This is a genomic window from Pseudomonas aphyarum (assembly GCF_028657055.1).
GTDB classification, from domain to species: domain Bacteria; phylum Pseudomonadota; class Gammaproteobacteria; order Pseudomonadales; family Pseudomonadaceae; genus Aquipseudomonas; species Aquipseudomonas aphyarum.
The window spans coordinates 426,913-450,042 of sequence record NZ_JAMDGS010000002.1; the positions used below are offsets into that span (position 1 = coordinate 426,913).

The following is a 23,130-nucleotide window of genomic DNA, read 5'->3' on the forward strand; positions in this document are numbered from 1 at the left end:
ATCAGTGCTTCCTCGGGGCCAGGTAGCTCAGCCAGCGACGCTCGGCCAGCTTGAACAGGCGCACCAGAATGAAGGTCAGGCACAGATAGAACACGCCGGCGGTGATGTACGCCTCGAACGGCAGGTAGAACTGCGCGTTGACGGTACGGGCCGCGCCGGTGATATCGATCAGGGTCACGATGGACGCCAGACTGGTGGTCTGCAGCATCATGATCACTTCGTTGCTGTACTGCGGCAGCGCCCGGCGCAGGGCCGATGGCAGCAGGATGCGCTTGTACATCTTGAAGCGCGACATGCCCATGGCCTTCGCGGCTTCGATCTCACCGTTCGGCGTGGCCTTCAGGCTGCCGGCAATGATTTCGGCGGTGTAGGCGCTGGTGTTGATCGCGAACGCCAGGCACGCACAGAACGTTGCGCTGGACAGCCACGGCCAGAGGAAGCTTTCACGCACGGCTTCGAACTGGGCCAGACCGTAGTAGATCAGGAACAGTTGAACCAGCATCGGCGTGCCGCGAATCACGTAGGTGTAGAGCCAGGCTGCGCCATTGACCACAGCGTTCTTGGATACACGCATCAGCCCCAGCGGCAACGCCGCGAGCAGACCGAAGAACAGCGACAGCGCGAGCAACTTGAGGGTGGTGACCAGACCGCCGAGGTACAGCGGCAGGGCCTCCCAAATGACGTTGTAGTCGAAGATCATAGATCAGCCGCCCTTACGCCTACCGAGTAGCGCTTCTCAAGGTGACGCAGCGCCAGCAACGAGACACTGGTGATCACCAGGTACATCGCCGCCACTGCGAGGAAGAAGGTGAAAGGCTCGCGGGTGGCGTCGGCCGCCTGCTTGGCCTTGAACATCATGTCTTGCAGACCGACCACGGAAATCAGCGCGGTGGCCTTGGTCAACACCAGCCAGTTGTTGGTGAAGCCCGGAATCGCCAGACGAATCATCTGCGGCACCAGCACGCGGAAGAACACCTGGAAGCTGCTCATGCCGTACGCCATGCCGGCTTCGGCCTGACCTTTGGGGATCGCCATGAACGCGCCGCGGAAGGTTTCCGACAGGTACGCACCGAAGATGAAGCCGAGGGTGCCGATACCGGCGGCCAGCGGGTTCAGGTCGATGTAGTCGTCATAGCCGAGCATCGGTGCGACGCGGTTAAGCAAGTCCTGACCGCCGTAGAAGATCAGCAGGATCAGCACCAGGTCGGGAATCCCGCGAATCACCGTGGAATACAGATCGCCCAGCCACGCCAGCCAGCGCACCGGCGACAGGCGCAACGCGACGCCGATCAGCCCGAGAACGATGGCCAGGGCCATGGACGACAAGGCGAGCTGAAGCGTCAGCCAAGCGCCATCGAGGATGACAGCCCCGTAGCCTTTCAACATGATTCAGGTCCTCGAAAGTTGGGATGAAAAAATGGCGCAAACCGCAGAGATCCTGTTGCTTGCGCCATTTCGGACGGGTCGAGCGACGTCTTTACTTGCCGTAAATGTCGAAGTCGAAGTACTTGTCCTGGATTGCCTTGTACTTGCCGTTCTCGCGGATGGCCGCGATGGCGGTGTTGATCTTGTCTTTCAGGGCGTCGCCCTTGCGTACTGCGATGCCTACGCCGTCGCCGAAGTATTTGACGTCGGTGAACGCCGGGCCCACGAACGCGAAGCCTTTGCCGGCGTCGGTTTTCAGGAAGCCGTCATTCAACAGCGTAGCGTCCGCCACGGTGCCGTCGAGGCGGCCGGCGGCCACGTCGAGGTAGATTTCGTTTTGCGAGCCGTACGGCTTGATCTCGGCACCCAGCGGGGCCAGGACTTCGCGGGCGAAGCGCTCGTGGATCGAACCACGCTGCACGCCGATGTTCTTGCCCTTGAGTTCGGTCAGGCCTTCGCTGACAGCGGTGCCTTCTTTCATGACCAGGCGGGCCGGGGTGTTGTAGTACTTGTTGGTGAAGTCCACGGACTTCTTGCGGTCGTCAGTGATCGACATGGACGACAGGATCGCGTCGATCTTGCGCACTTTCAGTGCCGGGATCAGACCGTCGAACTCTTGCTCGACCCACTGGCACTTGACCTTCATCTCTTCGCACAGCGCGTTGCCGATGTCGTAGTCGAAACCGACGATGCTGCCGTCCGGCGCTTTGGAGGCGAATGGAGGGTAAGCCGCTTCGATACCGATTTTCAGAGGCTTTTCATCGGCGAATGTCGGCAGGGACAGCACGGACAGTGCCAGGGCGCCAAGCAGCACAAGTTTCTTCATCTTGGGACTCCATCGGTAAAGGGCAAAAACGGCAGAGTGAGCGACAGCCCAATATGCGAATGGGTGAAACAGAAAAGCGGTGCTGCATCCGTGGGAAATTTCCCATTGAAACCGTCAGCGATTTCAACACGAGCCACGACGAGCGAGTGATCGGCATTCTAACGACAGGCCCGAAGCCGATATTTCTTCAATGCGACAACTAATTACAGATGCATCGAGAAACCCGCTTGAGCACATTGACAGCCCTGCAATTTCATGCAAGAGCGAAAGACAGTGAACCGATCTATACTGCAAATTGCGGGCCTATTATTCGCAAACCCTTCTAATCCGGCAAGCGCGGGGTTATGTCTTATTTTTCACCGGGGGTTTTGAGGCCCGAAAACGGGGCAATGCGTTTCCGGACGCCCCGTTGCGGAGCAGGCGGTTACACATTCAGTTACTTGAAGGCGGACGGGTAACAGTGGGAATGGACTGACGGAGCAATTCGATAATTATTGGCTGCCGATTTTTTGTTCCATCAAAGGGTTGCAGCTTTGCATGAAAAACCGCTTTCGCTGGCAAGCCAGCTCCCACAGGGATCTTCGTTGCTCCCGCAACCTCCAGCACACCACAAAACCTGTGGGAGCTGGCTTGCCAGCGAAGGGGCCGGCACTGGCGACCCACAAACCACAGACAACAAAAAGCCCCGCCCGGCGTAATGCCGGACGGGGCTTTTCAGGCTTCAGACCCGCCGCTTACGCGACGTTCATGGTCTTGTGCGTATCGATCAGATGCTGCACCACACCCGGATCGGCCAGGGTGGAGATGTCGCCCAGGCCTTCGTATTCGGCCGTGGCGATCTTGCGCAGGATGCGGCGCATGATCTTGCCCGAACGGGTCTTCGGCAGCCCCGGTGCCCACTGAATCACGTCCGGTGAAGCAATCGGCCCTATCTCCTTGCGCACCCAGTTCTTCAGTTCCAGGCGCAGTTGCTCGCTCGGCTCTTCGCCATTCTTCAGGGTGACGTAGACATAAATGCCCTGCCCCTTGATGTCATGCGGCACACCGACCACCGCCGCTTCGGCGACTTTCGGGTGAGCGACCATCGCGCTTTCGATCTCGGCAGTACCCATGCGGTGGCCGGACACGTTGAGCACGTCGTCCACGCGACCGGTGATCCAGTAGTAACCATCGGCATCGCGACGGGCGCCGTCACCGGTGAAGTACATGCCACGGAAGGTCTTGAAGTAGGTGTCGACGAAACGGTCGTGGTCGCCGTACAGGGTGCGCGCCTGACCCGGCCACGAATCGAGAATCACCAGATTGCCTTCGGCCTCGCCCTCGATGATGTTGCCGAGGTTGTCCACCAGCGCCGGCACCACACCGAAGAACGGACGTGCGGCCGAACCTGGCTTGAGCGCATGAGCGCCCGGCAGCGGGCTCATCATGTTGCCGCCGGTTTCGGTCTGCCACCAGGTGTCGACGATCGGGCAACGGGACTTGCCGACGTTCTTGTAGTACCAGTCCCAGGCTTCCGGGTTGATCGGCTCGCCGACCGAACCGAGCAGACGCAGGCTGCTGCCGTCCGCGCCTTCAACAGCGGCGGTGCCGGAGGCCATCATCGCGCGGATCGCGGTCGGCGCGGTGTAGAGGATGTTGACCTTGTGCTTGTCGACGATCTTAGCCACCCGGGTGATGTCCGGATAGTTCGGCACGCCTTCGAACAGCAGCGTGGTCGCGCCATTGGCCAGCGGGCCGTACACAATATAGGAGTGACCGGTAACCCAGCCGACGTCGGCGGTGCACCAGTAGATTTCGCCCGGACGGTAGTCGAACACGCGCTCGTGAGTCATGGCCGCGTACAACAGATAGCCGCCGGTGGTGTGCTGCACGCCCTTCGGCTTGCCGGTGGAGCCGGAGGTATAAAGGATGAACAGCGCTTCTTCGGCGCCCATCTCTTTCGGCGCGCAGACGGTGCCCGCCACTTTCATCAGGTCTTCGTACCAGATGTCGCGATGCTGGTTCCACTTGATGTCGCCGCCGGTGCGCTTGCACACGATGACTTTCTGGATGCTGCTGGTTTCCGGGTTGGTCAGGGCGTCGTCGACGTTGGCCTTGAGGGAAATCTTCTTGCCGGCACGGATGCCTTCGTCAGCGGTGATCACCACTTTCGAGCGGCAGTCGATGATGCGACCGGCCAGGGCTTCCGGCGAGAAACCGCCGAACACCACCGAGTGAATCGCGCCGATCCGGGTGCAGGCCAGCATGGCGACCACGGCTTCGGGGATCATCGGCATATAAATGGTCACCACGTCGCCGCGGTGCACGTCCTGACCACGCAGGGCGTTGGCGAGTTTGCACACTTGTTCGTGCAGTTCGCGGTAGGTGATGTTGCGGCTTTCGGAAGGATCGTCGCCTTCCCAGATGATGGCGACCTGATCGCCGCGCTCGGCCAGATGACGGTCGAGGCAGTTGTAGGAAACGTTCAGGGTGCCATCGGCAAACCACTTGATGTCGACATGGTGATCGTCGAACGAAGTCTGTTTCACCGTGGTGAAAGGCTTGATCCAGTCGAGGCGCTTGGCTTGTTCGCGCCAGAAGCCGTCAGGGTTGACGACCGACTGTTGGTACATGGCTTTGTAGGTCGCCTCGTCGGTCAGCGTATTGGCCAGAACCTCGGGACGAACGGGATACAGGGAAGCCGCACTCATCTTTCCTACCTCGGTGTAATAGTTGTTTTTGTATGACCCTGTTGTAGCCGGGGCGCCCGTATAGAACCATTCGACGATGGTAGTAACAAGCCCCTACAAAACATCCAGATACCCCGGAGGAACGCTGCCAATACCTTGTCGAAATGCTTCGCAGCCCTTGTGGGAGCTGGCTTGCCAGCGATTCAGGCGACGCGGTCTTTCAGGAAAGCCAAAGTACTACCAACACAATATCCAGCGATTGTTACCAAATCTGCCAAAGGTGTTTATCAAAACCGGGTCTGTTTACCCCTACCCCGCCTCCCTAAAATTCACCTCGCCGACAAGGCAAAGCGATTAACAACGTTACAGCCCCCACGAAGGCCGTTAATCCAGCTCTTAAGTAACAAACCCAAACGATGAAGCTCCACACGCAACCCCAAAAAGGTTGCGTGACCCCACTCGACCTCAAGAAGGTAAATTTCAAATGAAAGCTTTATTGGTTCTGGCCCTCAGCAGTCTGTGCGCAACCGCCATGGCAGACGAGGTCCCGACTGATGTCGCACAGCAACAACCGGCCATCGAGGAATACACTTACTCCACTCACCTGGACATCGCCAAAGTTGTATCGATGAGCGAAGTTCCGAATGTCTGCGAAGTGGTACCGATGAAAATGGAGTACGACGACTCCACCGGCCAGCGCCACATCCTGCGTTACAGCGTGATGGGTAACGGCTGCACCAATTGATGGTTTGAGACTGCACCGAATCGGATCACTCAGCGCAACATCGAGGGTCGATTCCAGCCCGGCTTCGGTCGGGCTCAGTTGTGTTTGAAGTGACGTAAAAGGCTTGCAAAACACAAGATATAGTGAAAAACGCGGTTTTTTGCTCGTTTTTTGAGCAACCAATCACACGCAGAAAAATTAATGAAAAAATTTTCTCCGGGGCCAATCCCGGCGAAAGCCCTGTAAACCCTCGCTCCGATCGAAATCCTCCCCGCGCTCGACCGCCCTGCGCTGTTTCGCCCTCCCCCACGCCCGTGTTTTTTTCCCTATAATGCCGCCCAATCGGGTCAGCAATATTCCCTTACAGGGATCAAAGCCATTCTGAAGCCCCGCAGCAGCGACAACGCTGACCTGCGCCCGTCAGAGGCTCTCGGAAACCCGTAAAAATTTTCTGTTTATTGCCTGCGTAGCACCGCTGCAAAAAACGACATCCAACGCGGCCTGTACGGCCGTGTGAAAAACCAACCAATCAGTTTTCACACGGGCACAGGCCCTCACGCAGGAGACGACACGTCATGCTGAGCTGGGACGAATTCGACAAAGAAGACAGTGAAGTAGCAGCAGTGAAAGGCGCCAACGCCGGCCACGCTAGCGAAGCCAACATGGACCGCCTCGACAGCGCCGGCGGTGCCGCCGCCCTCGAAGCTCGCGCCGTGACCGCCGAAGACTCGGCCGCCGTGGCCCGCGCCAAGGCTGCACTGGATTCCCTCGACGTTGCCGAAGGCCTCGCCGAACTCGAAGGCTCCGCCGCCCGTGTCGCCGTTGACGAAAAGCGCATGATCAACTGCCGCGCCGACCTCAACCAGCTCGTGCCATTCAAGTACGACTGGGCCTGGCAGAAATACCTGGACGGCTGCGCAAACCACTGGATGCCGCAAGAAGTCAACATGACCGCCGACATCGCCCTCTGGAAAAACCCGGAAGGCCTGACCGACGACGAGCGCCGCATCGTGATGCGCAACCTCGGCTTCTTCTCCACCGCCGACTCGCTGGTTGCCAACAACCTGGCCCTGGCCGTGTACCGCCTGATCACCAACCCGGAATGCCGCCAGTACATCCTGCGCCAGGCGTTCGAAGAGGCGATCCACACCCACGCCTACCAGTACTGCATCGAATCGCTGGGCATGGATGAAGGCGAGATCTTCAACATGTACCACGAGATCCCGTCGGTCGCGAAAAAAGCCGCCTGGGGCCTGAAATACACCCGCGCGATCTCCGACCCGGAATTCAACACCGGCACCGTGGAAACTGACAAAGAACTGCTGCGCAACCTGATCGCCTACTACTGCGTTCTGGAAGGCATCTTCTTCTACTGCGGCTTCACCCAGATCCTCTCCATGGGCCGCCGCAACAAAATGACCGGCGTCGCCGAGCAGTTCCAGTACATCCTGCGCGACGAATCCATGCACCTGAACTTCGGCATCGACGTGATCAACCAGATCAAAATCGAAAACCCACACCTGTGGGACGCCGAAATGAAGGAAGAAGCTTCGCAGATGATCCTGCAAGGCACTCAACTGGAAATCGAATACGCGCGTGACACCATGCCTCGCGGTGTGTTGGGTATGAACGCGGCGATGATGGAGGACTACCTGAAGTTCATCGCTAACCGTCGTCTGTCGCAGATCGGTTTGAAGGAAGAGTACCCAGGGACCACTAACCCGTTCCCTTGGATGAGCGAGATTATGGACTTGAAGAAAGAGAAGAATTTCTTTGAGACTCGTGTGATCGAATACCAAACTGGTGGTGCTCTGAGCTGGGACTAAACGTCTCGCGAGACAAGATTTGACGATTGCTTCTTGACTCGTCGAATTGAGAAAGCAAAAAGCCCCGATTTGATCGGGGCTTTTTTATTTGCGGCTGTTTGTACTTTTACGTCCCTACGTTACAGCGCTCAATCTCCTACAGCACTTACAGCCGCTTCGCATTGAAGCCAACTGCAAGCACCTCTAAGCTCAATTGCAGGTGCCTAAGAAACACCCAACGTAGAAAGCTTGGCCAGTCACACAGACGCACATGTCGTCAGTGGAGCTGCCTCGCTCGTTGGGATTTCTTAAGTCCACTCTACGTTGGGGTCAGGCCCTCCAAAAATCTAAACGTAGAGGTAATGGATATGCCCGATCCTTTTTCTGTAACAGTCTTCTCGCGTCACAACCTCGCACTACACGCCCTTCTGCTCGAAAACCAAACGTGGTTCTGCGCCCGCGATGTCGGCCGCTTGATGGGTTTCCATCTATGCGAACGCATGGTCAACAAGCTAGATAAGGATCAACGTCGCGTTTTGTGGATTGAGTATTTTCGGCAACCCGAAAAGCAACTGATGCTCAGCGAGTCCGGTGTGTATGCGCTACTGGTGTATCACTACGTCCCGGGGAACCGGTTGTTACGGGAATGGTTAACTCTGCAGGTGGTGCCGGCCTTGCGTGATGCAGAACACTCGGAAAATTCAGATCGGCCGAAGTTGAGTTTGTTGGATTGGCCGGAGATGTCGTTGAGCCTGCTGCATTGGCAGGATGAAGGCTGGATTCGGCTGCGGGATATGCCTTATCTGCTGAACGATCAGACGCAACGACGGACACCGGCGAAGCCTTGGTGGAGAAAGGTTGCGCAGGTGTTTCAGTCTTCGAGGCATTCCATGGGCTAGTGATGGTGGTTGTAGGACTTCGCGAGATCCGTCGTTATTTTCTGTAGGAATTTTCGTAGACATCGGTGATGGCCACTCAGTATCGTCCGAGGGTTTTCAACCCTCGGCGATTGTATGGATACGGAAAAAACTAATAGCGATTGGAGTGACGTAGAGATTCAGGCTGCGGTCGATGCCTACCTCAAGATGCTGGCGCGTGAGCAGAGCGGCCAAAAATTCGTCAAGACTGAGGAAAATCGCATTCTGCGTGAAGGCCCACTCGCCGGCCGGACGAAGGGTTCTGTCGAATTTCGGATGCAGAACATTTCTACCGTGTTGGTAGAAATAGGTCGAAAGCGAATTGAAGGCTACAAACCTGCCAAGAATGTTGGTGCGAATGTAGCGCGTAGCATCCGTAAAGCACTTGATGACTCCACCGTTCTGACGCTTGAAGATTCTGATCCAACTGCGGACGAAGCGTTACTGGAACAACGCGCAGACAAATTTGAGCGAACGCAATTTGATTACGTCCCCAAAGGGATAAAGACACCTCTCCAAACGACGTCCACCAGAAAGGTTTACTTTCGTGATCCCGAATTGAGGGGCTGGGTTCGTCAGGAAGCCAATGGGAAGTGCGAAGGTTGTGGCGAAGAAGCGCCATTTAAGAAAAATGGAAAACCGTTTCTTGAAGTTCATCACGTAAAGCATATGTCGCAAGAAGGATCGGACCAGCCTTCGAATGTCGTGGCGCTGTGTCCCAACTGTCACCAACGTTGCCACCATTCGGATGACAGAGAAGCTTTCACTGCTTGGCTGTATGACAACGTTGGAAGACTCGAAAGGGAATAATCGCGGTTTATCTGACTAATCGCGCTTGCTGACTTTTGGGCTGCTTCGCGGCCCAGCGGGAGCTGGCTCACTCACACAGACTTTGCATCATCCCGAAAACAATCAGTGCAACCCACCCCACCACCCGCTATTAATACCCCTCCCCCACTCAAGGACCCGAGCCCCACCATGAAATTCGACCTCGCCTACTGCCTCAGCCTCGACGACAAACTGTCGATCTATGACGTTCGCGATCTCAATTTCGATGAGACGGTGGCGTTCGATTCTGCGAAGGAACACTTCCAGTGCCCCAACGACGCCTGTCGTTCGGCGTTCGATGCCTCCAACGAGTTGGGTACGTTCAACGCCAAGAACGTGAATTACGTGCGCACGCCGCACTTCAAGAATCTGCCCGGCACGCAGCATGTGGCGGGTTGTCCGTATGTGAGTTTGAAGACGTCGGCGTCGGGGGTTGAGGCGGCGGATGGGGAATCGGATGACGGGCGGGAGGAGCATTTTCCGTCGGAGTTGTTGCTGACGCGTCGTGAGTATGTGCGCAAGCCTGCCGCGCCTGCGGGGGCGGCGGATGTGTTGCGGGATGATCCGGTGCGGGTGGCGACTAGCCCCTCAAAAGAATCGCCGAGTCGGGAGACGGCGCCGGACAAGACCAGTGTCTTCGCTCACCCCGTGGAGTGTTTTGTGTCGAACTTCGCGGACAAGGATTTGCTCAAGCGCATGCCGTTGAAGATTGGCGAGCATACGGCGCCGTACAGTTCGTTCTTCAAGAAGATCGAGTATTTGATGGACAACAAGGGGCTGATTTATTGGGGCCGGATCAAGAAGATCGAGGACTTCCACAGCGCCAGTTTCCGGATCGATTTCGAGGACAAGGTCTGGTTCAAGAAGCCGGATGACAGCAAGAAGAAGCCTTATCCGGTCAGTGTTTATCTCAACAAGAAGCTGATCGACAACTACCGCAAGCGCAAGGCGTTTCTGGAAGAGATCAAGCACGCGATTGACAGCGACAAGGAGTTGTTCTGCTTCTTCTATGGTGTGACGCCGGAGTTGAAGCACGTGCCGGGCAAGAAGAACCCCGAAAAGCCTTTCGAGGTCTTCAATGCCAATATCGAGAACCTGGATCACTTCATTATTCGTGAAGCGCCGGGTCTGGCGTGATGGTTAGTTCTGGGGCAGTTGCAGTTTGACGGCGCCGGAGTGTTGTTTGATGAGGGAGTACGGCAGGACTGACCAGTCCGGCGCATCGCAGGCGCGGGCAACGCGTGCGAAGTAGGCGCCCAGGTACAGGCCTTTCGGGGTGAAGTGCCAGGACGGATAACTCCAGATGCTTTCATCGGTGTAGTCGCAACTGTCTTCATCGCCCTCCGCCGGTTTCTTCATTTCCTCGGGGTACAGCGCGGTGAGTTGTTTGACCAACCACGGCACCAGCACTTCGCGCTGGTAAGTCGAGCGCGCTGCACTTTCTTTTTCGTTCAGCGGCTGATCGCCCAGGCTGTCGCGCTCGGCGTGCAGCAAAGGTGTGCCCTCGCCTACCCACAACACATCTTCCAGCGACAATGAATGGCCGGTGTTCACGTCGATGTTGAGCGGCGAATCGCCGAAGTCCGGATGCGCGCCGCCGCAGTAATAACTGGTCGAGATGTTCAGGCTGACCACGGCCGGCGAGATCAGTTGCGGTTGTGCCTGCTGCATGAACTCGACGTTTTCTCCGCCCTGCAACTGGCAGCCGTGATAGCTGATGACTTCGTTCCACAAACGCCCGAGCAACTGTTGGTTGACCCGCTGCAGGTCATCTTTCGGCAGGCCGGACTCCACGGTAAACAAGGCAATCTTCGACTCGGGCTCCGTCCACCATTGCAGGGTGTAGCCCATGAAGTTTTCTTTCTTCGTGGCTTTGAGCTTGAGCCCCTGTAGCCGCAGATATTCGTACGGTTCGCTGGCGGGCAGCGTGGCGATGAAGGGCAACGTGGTGGAGGTCGGCGCTGCGAGTTTCGCCTCGGAGAGTTGCACCGCAAGCTTTTTGCCCTGAGGGTTTTGCCATTCACCCTGCCAACCGTTGGCGGTTTCTTCCAGCTTGAGAGTCGGCAAAGGCTTGTCGTCGCCGTAACGATTGTTGCCTTCGACCAGCGTCAGCGTGCTGTCCTGCAACGCACCACTGAGGGGCAGATCGCGGTGGTACTTCTCGTAGAAGTAGCGGCCGGTCACTTCGTCCTGCTGCTGGGTGTTGAGCTCGACCACAATCGGCGTCTTGCCCAACGTGCCGGTGAACACACGCCTGCCGTCGTCAGCCTGAGCGGTGGAAAGCAGTGAAAACAACGCGGCGGCATATGGCGCCAGGCGCAACAGTCCCTTGAGCATGGATCGATCCCTGAGTGAATAAGGCTGCGGAGTATGCAGAGGATGCGCGCAGGAATCGAGGTGCTACTTCAGTGTCATGCCCAGCATCACGACGATGAGTAGCGCGATATACACCCACGCATGCACCCGATCCGGTATCCGTCCGATCCACCGTGTGGCCATTCGAATCCCCAGCATCGAGCCCAGCGTCAGCACCGCAAACGCCAGCAGATCCAGATACCCGACAAACCATGGCCCGAGTTTTGTCTCGCTGAACCCCGCCATCACCATGTACGTCAGCGTTCCCGCCAGCGCCACCGGCACGCTCAACGGGTTGGCCATCGACGTCGCCTGCGACATGCTCAACCCGCAACGCCGCAATAACGGCACGGTCATGACGCTTCCTCCTACACCGAGAAAGGTTGCGATGGCGCCAATGCCTACACCGCCGCCGGACGTTTCCAGCGTTCCCAATCGCCGTGGGATGGCGCCTTCGGACTGCGTAAGAAATCCGCGTCGCAACAGACAGTCGACAATCGTCACGCCGAGATAGGCGATAAAGGCGTAACGAATGACTTCGCCGCTGACCCACACCGCTGCGATTGCACCGACGACCGCGCCCAACCCGATGAAGCCACCCAAGGGCCACAGGTAATCACGGATCAGGTTGCCGGCGCGGCGATGTTTGTCGGTGGCGACCAGGGCGTTGACGATCATCACGCAGGTCGAGGTGGCGACGGCGATGTGCATGGCGGATTGGCTGACCGGGTCGTCGGCGCCGTGGCTCGCGGTGAGCATGCGGTACAGCAGTGGCACGACGACAAAGCCGCCGCCGAATCCGAAGAGCACGGCAGTGACGCCGGTTAGGCAACCGAAGAGTGTCAGCACGAGGTAGAACATTGCGCGTCGTCCGTTGTTGGGGAGCGGTCGACGATAGAGCGGCGGCGCTTGGCCTGCTTCAGCAAGTCAGCCAATAATGTTTGCGTTTACGCCAATTGCTGGGTGCCGCTCGATGCGCAATGTTTCGATCAATCTGCTGGATGACACGCCGCGCCCGGTGGTGGCGATCGGTACGGATTATTCCCACGGCTATTTATTGCCACGTCATACGCATCGGCGGGCGCAATTGTTGTACGGCGCGACCGGGGTGATGCAGGTCAGCACGCATGATGGCAACTGGGTGGTGCCGCCGCAGCGGGCGGTATGGATTCCGCCGGGGGTGGCGCATGAGGTGTTGATGCTCGGGGTCAGCACTCGCAGTTTGTATATCGAGCCGGGGGCGGTGGATCTGGGTGAGCGTTGCCAGGTGATCAGTGTGTCGCCGTTGATGCGGCACTTGCTGATGGAAGCAGTGGAGCTGCCGCTGACCTATGACCTGGCCGGGCGTGACGGTGTGTTGATCGATTTGTTGCTGCATGAATTAGTGCGCAGTGCTCCGCTGCCGTTGCATATCCCGCTGCCGTCTGACGGAAGACTGCTCGAACTGTGTCAGTCCTTTCTGCATCAACCGAATGCCCACCAATCACCCCAGCATTGGGCCAATCAGCTGCACGTAAGCTTACGCACCTTCAACAGACTGTTTAGTCAGCAGACCGGCCTGAGTTTCAGTCAATGGCGCCAGCGCGCCTGCGTGGTATTGGCGCTGGCACGCCTGGCGGCGGGTGAAACGGTGACGCGAATCGCCCTGGATTTCGGCTATGACAGCCCGGCGGCGTTCTCGACGATGTTCCGTCGGATCCTCGGTCAGGCACCGTCCGTCTGGTTGGAGGCGGCGAACTAGGGCAAATCAAAAAATGCGTTTGATCCCGGCCGAAAACAACTGTACAAAAACACAGTACATTTTCCATCAGCACTCTCGAGCCCGGAGCACACCATGGCCTCTTCAGCGATGAACCTCATCCTCGAACGTATCGCCCTTTTCCAGTTCACCCCGACCCATTGCGCCCAGGCCCGAGGGATGTTGGGCTGGAGCATTGAACAGTTGGCGCGGGAGGCCAAGGTTTCAGTAGACGACATTCAGCGGTTCGAAGCGCAGCAGGACGTGGCGGATGCGGTGCGGCTGGCGTTGACCTATCGGTTTGAGGCGCAAGGGCTGGTGTTCTTTCCGGGGTTTGCGCCGGGGCGTGGGGGGAATGTCAGAGGTGCGATGCCGGAATCAGCGAGTCATGGAGATTATGCGATGGCTGACTGAACCAATTGATTGAGATTATCCCAATATAGGTATATTTTTCGCATGAGTACAAGGAAGCCACTCCTGTGGGTTAGCAGTAGCAAGAAAGATCTCAAGCAGATGCCCACTGATGTACAGGATGTTTTTGGTTACGCACTGGATTTGGCCCAAAGCGGTCTCAGACATCCAGATGCAAAACCTCTGAAGGGGTTTGGAGGCGCGGGTGTCCTTGAGTTGATTGAGGACTTTGATACGAATACCTACCGCGCCGTTTACACGGTCCGTTTTGGCAATGCGATTTACGTCCTGCATTGTTTTCAGAAAAAGTCGACCACCGGTATAAAAACCGCGCAGTGCGATGTCGATCTGATCCGAAAGAGACTTCAAGCCGCTCAGGACCACGCGAAAGGAACTTAGAAATGATTGAAATCGAAGAAGGCAGCGGCAACGTCTATCAAGACCTCGGCTTGCCCGACGCCAGTGAAATGCAGGTCAAGTCTCAGCTCGCTGCAAAGATCGGCGAAATCATCAAAGCGCGTCATCTCACTCAATCTCAAGCTTCTGAAATCTTGGGGCTGTCACAACCCAAGCTGTCCGAAATGCTGAGAGGAAAATTCCGCGGCATCAGTGAGGCCAAGATGATGGAATGCCTTTCCCACCTCGGCCGAGATGTGCAGATTGTGGTCAAACCGGCCCCCCGCTCTCGCAAAGAGGGCCGAATTGAGGTGGTGTTCGCTTGATACGGCAGGGCTTCAAATAGTCGAAGACAACGCACTGCCAACAAGGTGTTTACTCCTTGAACCCCGGATGACGCAGTTCCATCGAAGCCTGTTCGTAGCTATATGCCATGGCAAACAACTGAGGCTCGCTCCACTGCTGGCCGTAAAAGAACACGGAGGTCGGCGTGTCGTCATCGCTCATGCCCGAGGGCAAGGTGATTGCCGGGTAGCCTGCGGTGGCGGCGGAGAACTGGGAAAAGCCGTCCGATTCGGCGAACAGGGCATCCAGGTTGTGCTCACTCACCTGCTCATCGATAGCATCTTTAAAGTTCTGGCTGATGGTTGTGATCAGGGCGGTCGCCTCCTGATGGGAAAGCGCCGACGCGTTGATGGACTCCAGCATCTGCTGGCCGTGTTGCTCCTCACCGGGATTGGCCTGGTTGAAATCGATCAGTGCCTGCAATGAATTGATCGGCAGTCCCTGGCGGCTGGCGAGATATTCGGGCAGTTCATGCTTCATTCCGCCCATCAGGCCGTTGATGTAGTCATCGATGTCCGGCAGACGGACAGTCAGCGGGACCAGCGTAGCGCCCTGTTCTTCCAGAGTGGCCATGGCGGCGAGCATCTCCAGACTCGGGTTCAGTACCCTATCGTGGGACCCTGTGTACGCGATCGGATAACCGATGCGTTTTCCTTGCAAGGCGTCACTGGAAAGCAGTGCGGTGTAGTCGATGCCAGTGGGAGCGTCGGCAGTGGCGCTGTCCGAGGCGTCAATCCCTTGCATGACGTTGAAGAGCATCGCGGCATCGCGCACGGTACGGGTCAGCGTGCCCGGCGTGTCCTGCAGGCGGGTGATCGGCACGATGCCCGAGCGACTGAACAAACCCAGCGTCGGTTTGACGCCAACCACACCGTTGGCCGAGGCCGGGCAACTGATCGAACCATTGGTTTCAGTCCCCAACGCCAGCGGTGTGAAACCGGCGGCGACCGCTGCTGCCGGGCCGGAGCTGGAACCACAGGCACTTTCACTCAACACATGAGGATTTTTCCCCTGACCGCCGCGCCCGCTCCACCCCAAGGGCAGCGCCATGTCACGCATCCCCGACCACTCGCTCATGTTGGCCTTGCCCAACAGAATGGCGCCGGCATCGCGCAGTTGTTTGACCGTAAATGCATCTTGAGCAGCCGGTTGCCCGACCATGGCCAACGAGCCGGCACTGGTTTGCATGCTGTCGGCAGTATCGAAGTTGTCCTTCAACAGAACCGGGATTCCGTGCAGTGGGCCACGGAGTTTGCCTTGCGCACGCTCTTCGTCCATCGCGGTCGCGATGTCGAGAGCCTGGGGGTTCATTTCGATGATGGCGTTGAGGGTCGGGCCTTGCTTGTCCAGATCCGCAATGCGTGTGATCAAGTGTTGAACCAGTGCGACCGAGGTCAGTTCGTTGCTGACCATCATTGCATTCAGCTCGCTGGCGCTGGCGTATTCAAGTGCTGCACTGGAGGGCGCTGCGAGGGCGACGCTGCTGGTCAGCGAAAGCAGGATGGCTTGCGCCAGCGTATTCATGCTGCGTTTAAAGCGGAATTTCATTTTCTAATCCTTGTTTAAGCCAATCACGAGTGAGTCATTTCACTCGCGACCAAGCCTACCGAAGCCGCAGGAAACGGCTGTCAGCAACAAGAACCACCACCAGTAGGAAAATTCATCCAGCCTTGTAGCCGCTACAAGCAATGCGCCCTTTTTCTGACATCTCTTTTTCCATTTCCAACCACCACGCGTCCCCACGCTGCGGTTGCATCAGGTTGAATGCCTCGCCCATTTTCGGCGTGGTAATCGACACGCTGCGCTCCCAGGCCAAAGCAAGAATGCGGTCGAACGGCTCATGCCAGGCATGCATCGCCAGGTCGAACGTGCCGTTGTGGATCGGAAACAACCAGCGGCCCTTGAGGTCGATGTGGGCCTGCAACGTTTCTTCAGGTTGCATGTGCACGTAAGGCCATTCGACGTTGTAGGCGCCGGTCTCCATCAGGGTCAGATCGAAGGGGCCGTACTGTTCACCGATGCGTTTAAAACCATCGAAGTAGCCACTGTCACCGCTGAAGAAAATCCGCGTGTCGCCATCAATGATCACCCACGAAGCCCACAGGGTCTGGTTGCCATCGAACAGACCGCGACCGGAAAAGTGCTGCGACGGGGTGGCGATGAAGCGGATGCCGGCGACTTCAGTGCCCTGCCACCAGTCGAACTGGCGGATTTTGCTGGTATCGATGCCCCATTTGACCAGCGTGTCGCCAACGCCCAGCGGAGTCAGGAACACGTTGACCTTGTCCGCGAGTTTCAACACTGCTTCGTAGTCGAGGTGGTCGTAGTGGTTGTGCGACAGGATCACCGCTTCGATCGGCGGCAATTCGTCGATGCTGATCGGTGGCTGGTGAAAGCGTTTCGGGCCGGCCCATTGCACTGGCGAGGCACGCTCGGCAAACACCGGGTCGGTGATCCAGAATTTGTCCCGCAGTTTGAGCAGCAAGGTCGAGTGACCGAGGCGATAGACGCTGTGGTTGGGCGCCGCGATCAGGTCCGCGCGGGTCAGTGACTGTACCGGAATGGCCGCCGCCGGCCGGGTGTTGCGCGGTTTGTGGAAGATCATGTTCCACATGATCCGCAGCATCTTGCGCACACCTTCGCGCTGCACCGGCGCGTGGTTGCGGAATACGCCTTCGGCCTGACGCGAAGGTTCAGGGGTTTGACTGCCCGCAGAAGCAATGGATTTGGCCATGACTGAATGACTCCGGAAACACCGCGCAATTCACGGCTTTCCACGGTGGGACGATAAATGGCCAAGGCACGCACGCATCAGCCGGACATCTGGTTTTAGGTTGCACCGATTAACGCAACATTACACTGACCGGTGTACTTTCTAGGTTGCATCAAACTTGATGACAAGTAAACTGCCGAGTGTAATTTCACCCTTTTCCTGCCGAATCGAATTTATGACAGCTCCCCAGCGCCTCACCGACCGTAAACGCGAAGCCATCATCCAGGCCGCGATCGCCGAATTCCGTACCAACGGTTTCGAGGTCACCAGCATGGACAAGATCGCGGCCACGGCCGGGGTGTCGAAGCGCACGGTGTACAACCATTTTCCGAGCAAGGAAGAGCTGTTCGCCGAAATTCTCAACCAGTTGTGGGCACGGATCAGCACCGAGCAAGCCGTTTCGTATCAGCCCGATCAGCCTTTACGCGATCAATTGCGAACGATGCTGCTGGCCAAATTGCAGATGATGGCGGACGACAATTTCATGAATCTGGCGCGCGTCGCCATCGCGGCCGCGATCCACTCGCCGGAACGCGCGCAGAACATGGTGGCGCGCATGGGCGAACGCGAGGAAAGCGTGACGGTGTGGATTCGCGCGGCCCAGGCTGACGGTCGGCTGAAACCGGTCGATCCGGAGTTCGCCGCGCATCAGGTGCAGGGGCTGTTGAAGACGTTTGCCTTCTGGCCGCAGATCTCCATGGGCCAGCCCTCGCTCGACAGCGCCACGCAAAATGCCGTGGTTGATTCTGCGCTCGATATGTTTCTGGCCTGCTATCAGCTCTAGCCAAGGCCTGCGCCACGGTAAATGGCTCACAAGGACACTGAATTTTCCCGCTGGAATAAATGACAATGTCTGTCATTGGCCGATGAACGGTCTGTCTGAAGTATTACACTGCAAAGTGTTTCAGAATGAATCTGGCGCAGAACATCATGGAAAACCAACGCGGCAAAGGCTTGTCATTCGCCAGGCGCATTTATTTGCCACGGGCCATCGGATTGGGCATCGGTTACTTCAGTGTCGGTGCCGCGCTGTATCCGTTGAACATGCCAGGCTGGCTCTGGGCGCTGTTGCTGTTCAACGGTTTTCTCTGGCCGCACGTGGCCTATCAATGCTCGACCCGCTCGGCTTTCCCCTATCGCGCCGAACGCCGTAACCTGCTCTATGACTCGGTGTGCGGCGGTTTCTGGACCGCGTGTTTCCAGTTCAATCCACTGACCACCGTGACTATCCTGTCGATGATGACCATGAACAACGTGGCCGCCGGCGGCCAGCGTCTGTTCCTGCTCGGCGCCCTCGCCCAGGTGATCGGCGTGCTGCTGGGCTGGTCGGTGTTCGGGGTCCATTTCACCCTGACGGCCACGCAGACTCAGGTCTGGGCCTGTCTGCCGATGCTGACCCTTTATCCGCTGGCGCTGGGCATGGTCTGTTACCGGCTGGCAATCAAACTCGCCGAACACAAACGCACCCTGAGCACCCTGAGCCGTACCGACAGCCTGACCGGCCTGCTCAACCACGGCGCCTGGAAAGACCTGCTGCACCTCAAGTTCCAGCAGTGCCGGCAGCACAATTCCCAAGCCATCCTGGCGCTGATCGACATCGATCATTTCAAGTCGATCAACGACAGTTACGGGCATATCGTCGGCGATGCCGTGCTGCGGCAATTGAGCCGCGAGCTGAAATTCGTGCTCGACGAAAGCGAACTGGCCGGGCGTTACGGCGGCGACGAATTCTGCGTGATCCTGCCCAACCTACCACTGAACAAGGTCGAAGCGCTGATGGAGCAACTGCGTGAAGGAATGGATCGATACCGTCATCCCGACGTCCCCGAGCTACGCGTCAGCCTGAGCATCGGCCTCGCCCGCTATCAATCCGTCTACGCCGACGCCCTTGAATGGTTCGACGATTCCGACAAGGCGCTGTACAGCGCAAAACACGGGGGACGCAATACGATCAGCGTCGCGTTGAGCCGCTCCACCGCCTGAGAAAACTTGTACAAATTGGAGAAATATCGATTTCTTGTACAACTTTATAAAGTTTTGTATAAGTGAATCCGTCAGCCTGGATGCTGGCACACTGCTGCTAATCATCAGCACGTCCGGCTAGCCGGCGCGGGAACAGGGACCCAACCTCCAGCCCTATTTCCAGAGTGCCGCCAGCATGTTTTTCAACCGCCACAAGTCCGCCCTCGACGATCTCCAGAACACCCTTACCGAACAAGCCGGCCTGCTGGAAGCGATCAACCGCTCCATGGCCGTGATCGAGTTCGATCTCGACGGCGTCGTGCTACGCGCCAACGACAACTTCCTGAACACCATGGGCTACAAGGCCGAGCAAGTGATCGGTCAGCCCCATCGACGCTTCTGCCCGCCCGAGATTGCCCGCAGCAGCCAATACACCGAGTTGTGGTCGAAGCTGAAAAACGGTCAGTTCCAGTCCGGCACTTTTGAACGGCTCAATAGCCAGGGCCGGCCAGTCTGGCTGGAAGCCAGTTATAACCCGATCAAGGATGCGTCTGGACGCGTGGTAAAAGTGGTCAAGTACGCCATGGACGTCACCGCCAAAGTCCAGCAGGAAAGTGAAGCCAACGCCAAGTTGCAGGCCATCGACCGCGCCATGGCGGTGATTGAATTCGACCTCGACGGCAATATCCTCACGGCCAATCAGAATTTTCTGACGCGCATGGGTTACACCCTCGCCGAGCTGAAGGGCAAACATCATCGGCTGTTCTGCCCTGCGGATCTGGTCAACAGCAGCGACTATCAGGACTTCTGGCGCCGATTGAATCAGGGCGAGTTTTTCCAGGGTCAATTCGAACGCATCGATAAACGCGGTCAGACCGTGTGGCTCGAAGCCAACTACAACCCTGTTTATGACGCTGCTGGCCGATTGTGCAAAGTGGTGAAGTTCGCCTCGGACGTCACCGCTCGCGTCGAGCAGCACGAGCAGGATGCACGCAGTGCCAGCGCCGCTTATCACATCTCCGTCGCCACCCGAAAAGTCGCCGAGCAAGGTACGCAAGTGATTCAGCAAGCGGCCAGTGAAATGCGCGACATCGCCGACGACATCGCCGAATCCTCGACCTTGATCGCACAACTGGGCGAGCGCTCCGAACAGATCACCGCCATCGTCAACACCATTCGCGCGATTGCCGATCAGACCAACCTGCTGGCCCTGAATGCCGCCATCGAAGCCGCCCGCGCCGGCGAGCAGGGTCGCGGCTTTGCCGTGGTAGCCGATGAAGTACGGCAGCTGGCAGCGCGTACCAGCGGTTCGACAGCAGAAATTTCCAACATGATCGGCCTGATCCAGAGTGAAACCCGCCAGGCGATCAAGAGCATGGAAGGCACCCGTGGTCGCGCGGCGCAGGGCGTTGAGCTGGCAGATCAGGCGGGCACGGTGATTTTGCAGATCCGGGACGGCGCCAGCGAAGCGGTGGAAGCCGTGAGCATGTTCGCCAATGACCGGGCGCCGGGTTAAACACGACTACGGCAAACGCAGCGCCCGCCCCAGTTCATCGAACAGCGTGACCACCGAGCGCAATGCGCGGCAGTCCGGGCGGGTCAGCAGCCACAGCGCGGTATCGTAACCGTGCAAAGGTTCGCTCAGGGCTTGCAACCCTTCATTGATGAGAAAGTCCGGCAACGCCGCCACGCCCAGCCCCGCACGCACCAGTTCCGTCACCGACAACATGCTGTTGCAGCGATAGCTCGGTGTCACACCCGGCAACTGCTGGCGGCGCCAAGCGACGGTCGGGTGATCGGGCAGAAAGTCGTCCGGGGCGATCCACGTCAGCGCCGCCAGATCGGCCGCTTCAACCTTTTGTAGATAACGCTGACTGGCGCAGACCCGGTAGGAAATCTTCGCCAACTGCCGTCCGACCAGATGCTCCGGCGGTGTACGCGTCAGGCGCAGGGCGATGTCGGCATCGCGACGGCTGAGGTTGGCGAAATCGTTGGACGTGCTCAGTTCGATGGTCAGCGCCGGATAGTTCGGCATGAACTGCGCCAGCGCCGGCAGCAGCAGACCTTGCAACACCGAGTCGGTACACGTCAGGCGTACCGTGCCGCTGACCACTTCCCCGCCCTGCTCGACGCCAATACGCGCCGCTTCCAGAGCTTGTTCAGCACGTTCGGCCTGCTCGGCCAGAGTCTGCGCAAGGCTGGTGGGCAAATAACCGGCGCGGCTTTTTTCGAACAGTTGCTGGCCGAGAGATGCTTCCAGTCGGCGCACGGCGCGAAACACCGTCGACACATCGACCTTCAACAGCTGCGCGGCCCGGGCCAGAGAGCCGCCGCGCACTAATGCGAGGATCAGGGCCAGATCCGGGAAATCGAGCTGGTATTGCGTGGCTGCATTGATCACTTGGGCAAACGCCAATTTAGAGTGCGTGAACGCCAATCTATAGTGAGCGTCATCCCTCAACAAGCACAGCGAGTACTCATGGAATCCAGAGCCCTGCGCATCGCCCTGATTGGTGATTTCGATCCGCAAGTCACCGCCCACCAGGCTATCCCGGTCGCCCTCGGACTGGCGGCGGAACACCTTCGCCGTCCGGTCGAATTCGAATGGTTGGCCACCGACCGAATCCTGCCCGAGACGCCGCTGGAACAATTCGACGGCTTCTGGTGTGTCCCGGCCAGTCCCTACAAAAGCGAAGACGGTGCCCTGCGAGCCATCCGCTTTGCCCGCGAGCAGCAGCGCCCTTTCCTCGGCACCTGCGGCGGTTTTCAGCATGCGGTGCTGGAGTTTTCCCGCCACGTACTGGGCTGGGCCGACGCCGAACATGGCGAAACTTCACCTGACTCGAGCCGCGCAGTGCTCACACCGCTGACCTGCTCGCTGGTGGAAGCGGTGGACAGCATTCATCTGGTGCCCGGTTCGTTGATCGCCAAGGCGTACGAAACGTCGGAGATTAGTGAAGGCTATCGCTGCCGCTACGGTGTGAATCCGCAATTCGAACGGGAGTTGCTGACCCATGAACTACACGCCGTGGGGCACGATTCGGCAGGCGATCTGCGCGCCATCGAACTGAAAAACCATGTGTTCTTTGTCGCCACACTGTTCCAGCCGGAACGCGCAGCGCTCAAGGGGCAATTGCCACCACCGGTGCGAGCGTTTGTCGAAGCCTGCTCGGAGCAATGTCGATGAAACCGAACACTGAGTGTTTCGCCGTGATCTTCACTTCGACCCGCACCGAGGGCGACAACGGCTACACCGAAGCGTCCGAGCGCATGATGCAACTGGTGGCCGAGCAACCGGGTTTTCTCGGCATCGATTCGATCCGGGGCGCGGACGGGGTGGGGATTACGGTTTCGTACTGGGAGAGCGAGGCGGCGATTCTGGCCTGGCGCGAGCATCCGGAGCACCGGGTGATTCAGGCGCGTGGGCGGGCCGAGTGGTATTCGGCGTTTCAAACGCGGGTGTGTCGGGTGGAGCGGGAGTATCGATTCGAGAAGTGAATATCGCGCCATCGTCAGCAGGCTGGCGATGGCGGCAAATGATTCACCGAAGCATCTCAGCCCTTCACCAGACTACGCACCGCCTCAATCTCCGGCACTTCGCGTTTATTCATATAAACGCGCAACGGCTCGGTGATGTTGATCCGGTCATCGATGTTCTTGTCCAGCAACAACTGGATCAGCTCACGCTTGAGGGTCATGGTCTGTTCGGTGGTCGGTGCCCAGACGAATTCGCTGCACGGGATGATGCCGTCATCGGCCACGTCCATGCCGAACGAGTCCTCACTGAAGCGCACGATGTACTGGCCGGTCTTGCGGTTGAGGCCGACAAAACCCTTGAGGTCGTCGGCGGCCTGGCAGATGAGTTGCGATGTGATGCGCATGGTAAACCTCACAAGAGTGATCGAAGGTTTACACGCAGGGCATTGAGGCGCGCCCTCTGCCGGGGCGGTTGCCGT

The 23,130-nt window shown here is 58.2% G+C and carries 23 protein-coding genes and 2 pseudogenes; 15 read left to right on the top strand and 10 right to left on the bottom strand.

Translation table 11 applies throughout. From position 1 onward, the window contains the following. Nucleotide 1 precedes the first annotated feature (1 nt). The 4 genes from M5G18_RS03655 to acs form a co-directional block, all read right to left on the bottom strand. On the bottom strand, nt 2–700 hold the full coding sequence (locus M5G18_RS03655) for an ABC transporter permease (protein WP_007951062.1): 699 nt from the start codon (nt 698–700) through the stop codon (nt 2–4). Further along, nucleotides 697–1,386, bottom strand: coding sequence for an ABC transporter permease (locus tag M5G18_RS03660; protein ID WP_007951063.1), 690 nt, complete (start codon nt 1,384–1,386; stop codon nt 697–699). The genes M5G18_RS03655 and M5G18_RS03660 overlap by 4 nt, the downstream gene beginning before the upstream one ends. A gap of 91 nt (nt 1,387–1,477) precedes the next feature. Beyond that, nucleotides 1,478–2,251, bottom strand: coding sequence for an ABC transporter substrate-binding protein (locus M5G18_RS03665; protein ID WP_007951064.1), 774 nt, complete (start codon nt 2,249–2,251; stop codon nt 1,478–1,480). 734 nt (nt 2,252–2,985) lie between these two features. After that, nucleotides 2,986–4,941 (bottom strand): acetate--CoA ligase, encoded by a 1,956-nt coding sequence (gene acs, locus M5G18_RS03670; RefSeq protein WP_007951065.1) that lies wholly within the window; start codon nt 4,939–4,941, stop codon nt 2,986–2,988. A gap of 463 nt (nt 4,942–5,404) precedes the next feature. On the opposite strand from acs, the gene M5G18_RS03675 reads away from it, so the two are divergent. From M5G18_RS03675 to M5G18_RS03695, 5 genes are all read left to right on the top strand, one after another. Next, nucleotides 5,405–5,665, top strand: coding sequence for a DUF2790 domain-containing protein (locus tag M5G18_RS03675; RefSeq protein ID WP_085709715.1), 261 nt, complete (start codon nt 5,405–5,407; stop codon nt 5,663–5,665). A gap of 554 nt (nt 5,666–6,219) precedes the next feature. Further along, on the top strand, nt 6,220–7,470 hold the full coding sequence (locus M5G18_RS03680; protein ID WP_007951068.1) for a ribonucleotide-diphosphate reductase subunit beta: 1,251 nt from the start codon (nt 6,220–6,222) through the stop codon (nt 7,468–7,470). Nucleotides 7,471–7,817: 347 nt separating this feature from the next. Next, complete coding sequence (locus tag M5G18_RS03685) at nt 7,818–8,348, top strand: BRO-N domain-containing protein (protein ID WP_273899414.1); 531 nt, start codon at nt 7,818–7,820, stop codon at nt 8,346–8,348. Between the two features lie 114 nt (nt 8,349–8,462). Next, complete coding sequence (locus M5G18_RS03690; RefSeq protein WP_273899353.1) at nt 8,463–9,176, top strand: HNH endonuclease; 714 nt, start codon at nt 8,463–8,465, stop codon at nt 9,174–9,176. Between the two features lie 168 nt (nt 9,177–9,344). Next, complete coding sequence (locus M5G18_RS03695; RefSeq protein WP_273899352.1) at nt 9,345–10,331, top strand: hypothetical protein; 987 nt, start codon at nt 9,345–9,347, stop codon at nt 10,329–10,331. A 3-nt stretch (nt 10,332–10,334) separates the two neighbouring features. Here the strand turns inward: M5G18_RS03695 and M5G18_RS03700 are convergent, their stop codons facing one another. After that, nucleotides 10,335–11,531, bottom strand: a complete 1,197-nt coding sequence (locus tag M5G18_RS03700) for a hypothetical protein (protein ID WP_273899351.1) — start codon at nt 11,529–11,531, stop codon at nt 10,335–10,337. A 63-nt stretch (nt 11,532–11,594) separates the two neighbouring features. Continuing rightward, nucleotides 11,595–12,410 (bottom strand): sulfite exporter TauE/SafE family protein, encoded by an 816-nt coding sequence (locus M5G18_RS03705; RefSeq protein WP_273899350.1) that lies wholly within the window; start codon nt 12,408–12,410, stop codon nt 11,595–11,597. A gap of 112 nt (nt 12,411–12,522) precedes the next feature. Between M5G18_RS03705 and M5G18_RS03710 the strand changes: the two genes are divergently transcribed. The 4 genes from M5G18_RS03710 (at nt 12,523) to M5G18_RS03725 (ending at nt 14,420) form a co-directional block, all read left to right on the top strand. After that, a complete protein-coding gene (locus M5G18_RS03710; protein WP_273899349.1) occupies nt 12,523–13,290 on the top strand; it encodes an AraC family transcriptional regulator in 768 nt (255 codons plus the stop codon). Nucleotides 13,291–13,383: 93 nt separating this feature from the next. Beyond that, the gene (locus M5G18_RS03715; protein ID WP_273899348.1) at nt 13,384–13,701 is read left to right on the top strand and encodes a helix-turn-helix domain-containing protein; all 318 of its coding nucleotides are present in this window, start codon (nt 13,384–13,386) and stop codon (nt 13,699–13,701) included. Between the two features lie 42 nt (nt 13,702–13,743). Then, the gene (locus M5G18_RS03720; RefSeq protein ID WP_103386049.1) at nt 13,744–14,097 is read left to right on the top strand and encodes a type II toxin-antitoxin system RelE/ParE family toxin; all 354 of its coding nucleotides are present in this window, start codon (nt 13,744–13,746) and stop codon (nt 14,095–14,097) included. Between the two features lie 2 nt (nt 14,098–14,099). Continuing rightward, nucleotides 14,100–14,420, top strand: a complete 321-nt coding sequence (locus M5G18_RS03725) for a helix-turn-helix domain-containing protein (protein ID WP_039773303.1) — start codon at nt 14,100–14,102, stop codon at nt 14,418–14,420. Nucleotides 14,421–14,469: 49 nt separating this feature from the next. Here M5G18_RS03725 and M5G18_RS03730 read toward each other — a convergent pair whose 3' ends face one another. Further along, nucleotides 14,470–15,987, bottom strand: a complete 1,518-nt coding sequence (locus tag M5G18_RS03730; RefSeq protein ID WP_273899347.1) for an amidase family protein — start codon at nt 15,985–15,987, stop codon at nt 14,470–14,472. A 112-nt stretch (nt 15,988–16,099) separates the two neighbouring features. After that, nucleotides 16,100–17,173, bottom strand: a complete 1,074-nt coding sequence (locus tag M5G18_RS03735) for an MBL fold metallo-hydrolase (protein ID WP_273899346.1) — start codon at nt 17,171–17,173, stop codon at nt 16,100–16,102. Between the two features lie 214 nt (nt 17,174–17,387). Between M5G18_RS03735 and M5G18_RS03740 the strand changes: the two genes are divergently transcribed. From M5G18_RS03740 to M5G18_RS28945, 4 genes and pseudogenes are all read left to right on the top strand, one after another. Beyond that, nucleotides 17,388–17,996, top strand: a complete 609-nt coding sequence (locus M5G18_RS03740) for a TetR/AcrR family transcriptional regulator (RefSeq protein ID WP_207983704.1) — start codon at nt 17,388–17,390, stop codon at nt 17,994–17,996. A 146-nt stretch (nt 17,997–18,142) separates the two neighbouring features. Then, entirely contained in the window at nt 18,143–19,195 is a 1,053-nt protein-coding gene (locus M5G18_RS03745) for a diguanylate cyclase (protein WP_273899412.1), read from the top strand. Between the two features lie 265 nt (nt 19,196–19,460). Beyond that, nucleotides 19,461–20,144 (top strand): annotated as a pseudogene (locus M5G18_RS28940) (PAS domain-containing protein); the annotation flags it as partial. Between the two features lie 108 nt (nt 20,145–20,252). Further along, nucleotides 20,253–20,690: pseudogene (locus M5G18_RS28945) on the top strand (methyl-accepting chemotaxis protein); the annotation flags it as partial. A 6-nt stretch (nt 20,691–20,696) separates the two neighbouring features. Here M5G18_RS28945 and M5G18_RS03755 read toward each other — a convergent pair. Beyond that, nucleotides 20,697–21,638, bottom strand: a complete 942-nt coding sequence (locus tag M5G18_RS03755; RefSeq protein ID WP_273899344.1) for a LysR family transcriptional regulator — start codon at nt 21,636–21,638, stop codon at nt 20,697–20,699. Nucleotides 21,639–21,653: 15 nt separating this feature from the next. Between M5G18_RS03755 and M5G18_RS03760 the strand changes: the two genes are divergently transcribed. After that, nucleotides 21,654–22,361 (top strand): CTP synthase C-terminal region-related (seleno)protein, encoded by a 708-nt coding sequence (locus tag M5G18_RS03760; protein WP_273899343.1) that lies wholly within the window; start codon nt 21,654–21,656, stop codon nt 22,359–22,361. Continuing rightward, nucleotides 22,358–22,672 carry an antibiotic biosynthesis monooxygenase family protein gene (locus M5G18_RS03765; protein WP_273899342.1) on the top strand — a complete coding sequence of 105 codons (315 nt, stop codon included), beginning with the start codon at nt 22,358–22,360 and terminating at the stop codon, nt 22,670–22,672. Before M5G18_RS03760 ends, M5G18_RS03765 begins: the two co-directional genes overlap by 4 nt. A gap of 56 nt (nt 22,673–22,728) precedes the next feature. On the opposite strand, the gene M5G18_RS03770 is transcribed toward M5G18_RS03765, so the two are convergent. Then, the gene (locus M5G18_RS03770) at nt 22,729–23,055 is read right to left on the bottom strand and encodes a DUF2025 family protein (RefSeq protein WP_273899341.1); all 327 of its coding nucleotides are present in this window, start codon (nt 23,053–23,055) and stop codon (nt 22,729–22,731) included. Nucleotides 23,056–23,130: the final 75 nt, after the last annotated feature.